General features: G+C 66.1%; 7 protein-coding genes. 5 read left to right on the forward strand and 2 right to left on the reverse strand.

The window, feature by feature from the left end; all coding sequences use genetic code 11:
* Together NBV68_RS17095 and NBV68_RS17100 are read right to left on the reverse strand one after the other, a co-directional pair.
* The coding region (locus NBV68_RS17095; RefSeq protein ID WP_296312146.1) for a Clp protease N-terminal domain-containing protein at window positions 1-912 on the reverse strand (912 nt) is incomplete at its 3' end.
* Window positions 913-1,042: 130 nt separating this feature from the next.
* Window positions 1,043-1,246 (reverse strand): DUF1192 domain-containing protein, encoded by a 204-nt coding sequence (locus NBV68_RS17100; RefSeq protein WP_296312148.1) that lies wholly within the window; start codon window positions 1,244-1,246, stop codon window positions 1,043-1,045.
* A gap of 135 nt (window positions 1,247-1,381) precedes the next feature.
* On the opposite strand from NBV68_RS17100, the gene NBV68_RS17105 reads away from it, so the two are divergent.
* The 5 genes from NBV68_RS17105 to NBV68_RS17125 all read left to right on the forward strand — a co-directional run bounded on the left by NBV68_RS17105 (window position 1,382) and on the right by NBV68_RS17125 (window position 5,800).
* Window positions 1,382-2,386 (forward strand): NAD(P)H-quinone oxidoreductase, encoded by a 1,005-nt coding sequence (locus tag NBV68_RS17105; protein WP_296312150.1) that lies wholly within the window; start codon window positions 1,382-1,384, stop codon window positions 2,384-2,386.
* A gap of 52 nt (window positions 2,387-2,438) precedes the next feature.
* A complete protein-coding gene (locus NBV68_RS17110) occupies window positions 2,439-2,924 on the forward strand; it encodes a hypothetical protein (RefSeq protein ID WP_296312152.1) in 486 nt (161 codons plus the stop codon).
* Window positions 2,921-3,550 carry a glutathione S-transferase family protein gene (locus NBV68_RS17115; RefSeq protein WP_296312154.1) on the forward strand — a complete coding sequence of 210 codons (630 nt, stop codon included), beginning with the start codon at window positions 2,921-2,923 and terminating at the stop codon, window positions 3,548-3,550. Before NBV68_RS17110 ends, NBV68_RS17115 begins: the two co-directional genes overlap by 4 nt.
* Window positions 3,551-3,764: 214 nt before the next feature.
* On the forward strand, window positions 3,765-4,682 hold the full coding sequence (locus NBV68_RS17120) for a UDP-2,3-diacylglucosamine diphosphatase (RefSeq protein WP_296312158.1): 918 nt from the start codon (window positions 3,765-3,767) through the stop codon (window positions 4,680-4,682).
* A 50-nt stretch (window positions 4,683-4,732) separates the two neighbouring features.
* A complete protein-coding gene (locus NBV68_RS17125) occupies window positions 4,733-5,800 on the forward strand; it encodes a glycosyltransferase family 1 protein (RefSeq protein ID WP_296312160.1) in 1,068 nt (355 codons plus the stop codon).
* The last annotated feature ends 41 nt before the right edge of the window (window positions 5,801-5,841 follow it).

Raw genomic sequence — 5,841 nt, forward strand, 5'->3', positions numbered from 1 at the left:
ACCGATCACGGTGTGGATCTCGTCGATGAACAGCACCGCGTGCGGCATCGCCTCAAGCTCGGTCACGACCTGCTTGAGCCGTTCTTCAAAATCGCCGCGATAGCGCGTGCCGGCCAGCAGCGCGCCCATGTCGAGCGAGTAGATCACCGCCTCGGCGAGCACCTCGGGCACGTCGCCCTCGATGATCTTGCGTGCGAGGCCCTCGGCGATCGCGGTCTTGCCGACGCCGGGATCGCCGACAAAGAGCGGGTTGTTCTTGGAACGGCGGCACAGGATCTGGATCGTCCGGTCGACCTCCGGCCCTCGGCCGATCAGCGGGTCGATCTTGCCGGCCTCGGCCTTGGCGTTGAGGTTGACGGTGAACTGGTCGAGCGCGGTTTCCTTCTTGTTGCCGCCGCTCTCCTTGCTGCTCGCTTGCGCCGATTCCTCGGCCTTGTCGGTGCCCTGCGGGGTCTTGGGCTCGATCTGGCGGCCGCCCTTGCCGATGCCGTGGCTGATATAGCTCACCGCATCCAGCCGGCTCATGTCCTGCTGCTGGAGGAAATAGACCGCGTAGCTATCGCGTTCGGAGAACAACGCGACCAGCACGTTGGCGCCAGTGACGGTGTCCTTGCCCGAGGACTGGACATGCAGGATCGCGCGCTGGATCACCCGCTGGAATCCCGCAGTAGGCTGCGGATCGGCGCCGTCCTCGGTCTTCAGGGACTGGTATTCCTGATCGAGATACTGCTTCACCACCTCGCCAAGCTCGGCCAGGTCGACCCCGCAGGCGGCCATCACGGCGGCGGCGTCCTCATCATCGATCAGCGCCAGCAGCAGGTGTTCGAGCGTGGCATATTCGTGCCGCCGCTCGGACGCATTGCCGAGTGCGTTGTGCAGCGTGCGTTCGAGGTTCTGGGCGAAGCTGGGCATGGGAGAGGCCTTTTCAGCGGGTGGATGCCCGTGGCGAAGGGGCGGGAGAGGCCGGATTTCGACTATATGGGTCGGGGTGCAGGAATTGCGAATCCCGAGACAGGAGTAAGACCGGGGCAGGGCGGCAAAATCATCCACCCCCCTTCCCGAACAGTGTGTCGGCAGCGGCGCGGTGCGCGGCGACCTTGGCGCGATGGGCACAAACGCGCGCGATTTCAGCCTCAAGCAGGACGATGCGTTCGTCCAGTTCGGCCTGCGAGTAAGGGCCGAGGTCCTCGGCGGCGAGCCTCGAGGCGGCGTCTCCGACAGGCCGGGGGCGATCGGGTTCTTCCATTGCCTCGCAGCATCCGCCCCAAGCGGCTTGCTGTCAATCGGCGAGACGGTTATTCGCGAGGTGAACTTTGGTTAACTTGCGGTTGCGGGGATGACACTAATGGGGGTGAGTGGCGGTCCGGGTGTCCCGGAGACCATGCAATCGATTGGGTTCGATGCGCCCGGCGGGCCCGAGGTGCTGTGCATCGGGACTTCGCCGGTTCCCCGGCTGCGGCCCGACGATGTGTTGATCCGCGTCGCCTATGCCGGGGTCAACCGACCCGATTGCCTGCAGCGCGCCGGACTCTATCCCGCACCGCCGGGCGCCTCGCCCCTGCTGGGCCTCGAGGTTTCGGGCGAGATCGTCGCTGTCGGCAGCGAAGTCCCGCGCGAGATGATCGGGCAGAATGTCGCGGCGCTCACCCCGGGCGGCGGCTATGCGGAATATTGCGCCGCGCACTGGCAGCATTGCCTGCCAGTGCCAGCGGGGATGCTGCTGGCCGAGGCAGCCGCGATCCCCGAAACGCTGTTCACCGTGTGGCACAACCTGTTCGAACGCGGCCTTGCGCGCGATGGGGAGCGCGTGCTGGTCCACGGCGGAACCTCCGGCATCGGCACCATGGCGATTCTGCTCGCCAGAGCCTTCGACATGGAGGTGATCGTGACCTGCGGCGATGATGCCAAGTGTGCCGCGGCCACCCGCATCGGCGCTAACCACACGATCAACTACCGCGAAACCGATTTCGTCGAGGCCGTCATGGCGCACACGGGCGGCAAGGGCGTCGACATCGTGCTCGACATGGTCTCGGGCGATTATGTCGCCAGGAACCTCAAGTGCCTCACCGAGGATGGCCGCCATGTGACCATCGCGGTGCTGGGCGGCACGCGGGCCGAGATCAACATGGCGCAGGTGATGATGCGCCGGCTGACGCTCACCGGATCGACCCTGCGCCCGCGCTCGGATGCTTTCAAATCCGCACTCGCCGACGAGATCGCCGACAATGCCTGGCCGCTGTTCGCCGAGGGCGAGATCGCGCCGGTGATGGACATGAGTTTCCCCCTCGCCGAAGCCGCCGCCGCCCATGCGCGGATGGAGGCAGGCGAGCATGTCGGGAAGATCGTGCTGGAAGTGGCGGGGGGGGTAAGCGATGGAAGCAGGTGACTGGATCAATCTCGCCGGTCTGGTCATCGCCACCGGGCTCGCCGTGAAGGGCTTGATCGAATATCGCTCCAGCATTGCCGAAAAGCAGCGCGCACTGCGCTGGCAGCAGGCTGAAACCGCGCGCGAGATCATCGAAGCGCTGCGCGGCAATCTCCATGCCTCGGCGGCGCTCAAGATGCTTGATTGGACCGGCATCACCTATCGCAAGCCCGACGGCACGGCGACGGCGCAGATCACGACCGCGCAGCGCCGTTTCATGTTGAGGATCGAGGGTGCCATCTTCGACCCCGAGGCCGAGCGGGACGCTGAATTCGTCCGCGACTGTTTCGACCGCCTATTCGAGGATTGCTGCCTGATCGAAGCCTATATCGCCAGCGGGCTGGTCAAGGCGGAGGATCTGACGGCCTATTTCTGCCATTACATGAAACTTGCTGCGGCCCCGGACGAGGCCGTGGTGCTTGATCGCTTCGCGCGGGCCTATGGCTACAAGGCATTCTTTGGTTTCCGCGACCGGATGCGAAGGGCTGGGCAGGCGTGAACGAGCCACTCACCCTCCACGAAGACCCCCGCAGCGGCAATTGCTACAAGATCCGCCTGACCGCCGCGCTGCTCGGCCTGCCGTTGGTGGTGCGCGGCTACGACATCATGAAGGGCGAGACCCGCACGCCCGAGTTTCTGGCGCAGGTCAACGCCAACGGGCGCATTCCCGTGCTCCAGATCGGTGAAGGCGGCGGGGCGCGCTTCCTTCCCGAAAGCAACGCTGCCTGCTGGTATCTCGCCAAGGATTCCGCGCTAGTCCCGCAGGATCGCTTCGGCGAGGCGGATTGTCTGCGCTGGATGTTCTTCGAGCAGTACAACCACGAACCCAATGTCGCGACGCTCAGGTTCTGGCTGCGCTTCGTGGGCGAGGCGAACCTTTCGGCCGAGCAGCGCGGGCAGATCATCGCCAAGCGCATGGCGGGCTGCGCGGCGCTCGGTCTGATGGACAAGTATCTGGAAACCCGCGCCTTCTTCTGCGGCGACGCCCCGAGCCTCGCCGACATCGCGCTGTTCGCCTACACCCATGTCGCAGAGGAGGGCGGCTTCGGCCTTGGCGATTACCCCGCCGTGCAGGCGTGGATCGCGCGGGTCGAGGCGCTCCCCGGCTTTGTCCCGATGGACTGACTGGCGCGGCTGCGGCGGCGATCGACGGGTACCCGCGCGCGCCGCTTGATTTGTCGCGCGATAGTCATACTCTGGTCAGGATTCGCCCCGCATGAGTCACGATTGACTCGTTCACCTTTCGGAAAATGACGCGAAACCGTCATTTGCCTGTGAGTCGGCTGTAACAATTGGCTGCCATGGGGGTCGGACGGGAAATGACACTCAAGGGTTACTCATGACCAGTGCCGAAATCTCCGACCTGATCAGCGACAACATCGCCAGCTTCCCCGGCACCGCGCCGCGCATCCCCGAGCCTGAAGGGAATGCGCGCCGGTCGTACCGCACTATCTGGATCAGCGACGTGCACCTCGGCACGAAAGGCTGCAACGCCGACCTGCTGATCGACTTCCTCGATCACACCGACAGCGAGACGATGTACCTTGTCGGCGACATCATCGACGGCTGGCGGCTCAAGAAGAAGTTCTACTGGCCCAGCGCACACAACGACATCGTGTGGCGCATCATGAAGCGCGCCCGCCGCGGCACCCGGGTGGTTTACATCCCCGGCAACCACGACGAGATGTTCCGCCAGTTCACCGGCCTCAACTTCGGCGGGATCGAGATCCGCCGCGCCGCCTTCCACGACACCGCAGACGGCCGCCGTCTGATGGTGCTCCACGGCGACGAGTTCGACGCGGTGATGATCTCGCACCGCTGGCTCGCCTTCGTCGGCGACCATGCCTATCACTTCATGATGAAGTGCAATGTCGCAGTGAACACCGTGCGGCGCTGGATGGGCAAGCCCTACTGGTCGCTCTCAAAGGCGGCCAAGCACAAGGTCAAGAACGCGGTTGAGTTCATCGGCAAGTACGAGGAAGTCGTCGCCCGCGCCGCCGGCGAGCGCGGGGTGGACGGGGTGGTGTGCGGGCACATCCACACCGCCGAGTTCCGCATGTTCGATCACAACGGCAAGGCGATCGAATACTGGAACGACGGCGACTGGGTCGAAGGCTGCAACGCGCTGGTCGAGCATCATGACGGGCGCATGGAAATCCTCCACTGGCCCGAAGAGATGAAGCGCCGCGCCGAGGGTGAGGCTGCGCCGACCGATGCCGAGGCGCCCGCGACGGGCGCGGCGCGCGAGGCGGCGTGAACCGGCTCACGACGATCCCCACAGACAGCGTCTCGCCCGCCCCGGCTTCGATTGCTCCCGCGGGGCCGGTTCCCGCGTCCATCGCAATAGTCACCGATGCCTGGCACCCCCAGACCAACGGCGTGGTGCGCACGCTCTCGACCACCTGCGAGGTGCTGCGCGGCTGGGGGCATGAGGTCACGGTGATCAGCCCCGAGGGCTACCCGTCGATCCCCGCGCCGACCTATCCCGAGATCCGCCTTGCGCTGACCGCGCCGGGTGCGGTCGGGCGGCAGCTCGCGCGGATCAAGCCCGAGGCGGTGCACATTGCCACCGAGGGCCCGCTGGGATTTGCCGCGCGGCGTTACTGCCTTCGGCGCAAGGTGCCCTTCACCACCGCCTACCACACCCAGTTCCCCGATTATCTCGCCCGCCGCACCGGGCTCCCCGCGAGCGCCTTCTGGCCCTATATCCGCTGGTTCCACCGCCCGGCGCAGCGGATCATGGTCGCTACCGAGACGATCCGCGCGCAACTGCGCGAGCAGGGCCTGACCCAGCTCACCCATTGGAGCCGGGGAGTCGATCTCACCTGCTTCTCACCCGATGCCCCGCCGCCGCCTGAGTATGCCGATCTCGCAGGCCCGATACTGCTCTATGTCGGGCGGGTCGCGGTGGAGAAGAACATCGAGGCCTTCCTCGCCTGCCCCTATCCCGGCACCAAGGTGGTGGTCGGCGACGGCCCGGCCCGCGCCAGCCTCGAGGCGAAGTTCCCGAATGCGCTGTTCCTCGGCAAGAAGACCGGGGTCGAGCTGGCCGGCTGCTATGCCGGAGCGCATGTCTTCGTCTTCCCGAGCCGCACCGACACCTTCGGCCTCGTCATGATCGAGGCGCTTGCCTGCGGCACGCCGGTCGCCGCCTTCCCGGTGCCCGGCCCGCTCGACATCGTCACCAACGAGGTTGGCGCGATGCACGAGGACCTGACCCGCGCGATCGACGCGGCGCGCTATTGCGACCGCGCGGCGTGTGCGGCCTACGGGGCGTCGTTCTCGTGGGATGCGGCGACCCGCCAGTTCCTGACCGGGCTGGTGGCGCTGGAAGAGGATGAAGCGGTCAGCCTCCAAACGCCTGACGTTTTTTGATTCGCGGTCGCGCTGGCGCGCGACGCAGACCTCCCGCCCCG

It is taken from the genome of Erythrobacter sp., from assembly GCF_023653175.1.
Classification (GTDB): domain Bacteria; phylum Pseudomonadota; class Alphaproteobacteria; order Sphingomonadales; family Sphingomonadaceae; genus Erythrobacter.

What these genes read in the sequence shown, in the direction of transcription:
- NBV68_RS17100 (WP_296312148.1), bottom strand. Translation starts at nt 1,246, where the DNA reads ATGGAAGAACCCGATCGCCCCCGGCCTGTCGGAGACGCCGCCTCGAGG.
- NBV68_RS17105 (WP_296312150.1), top strand. Translation starts at nt 1,382, where the DNA reads ATGCAATCGATTGGGTTCGATGCGCCCGGCGGGCCCGAGGTGCTGTGC.
- NBV68_RS17120 (WP_296312158.1), top strand. Translation starts at nt 3,765, where the DNA reads ATGACCAGTGCCGAAATCTCCGACCTGATCAGCGACAACATCGCCAGC.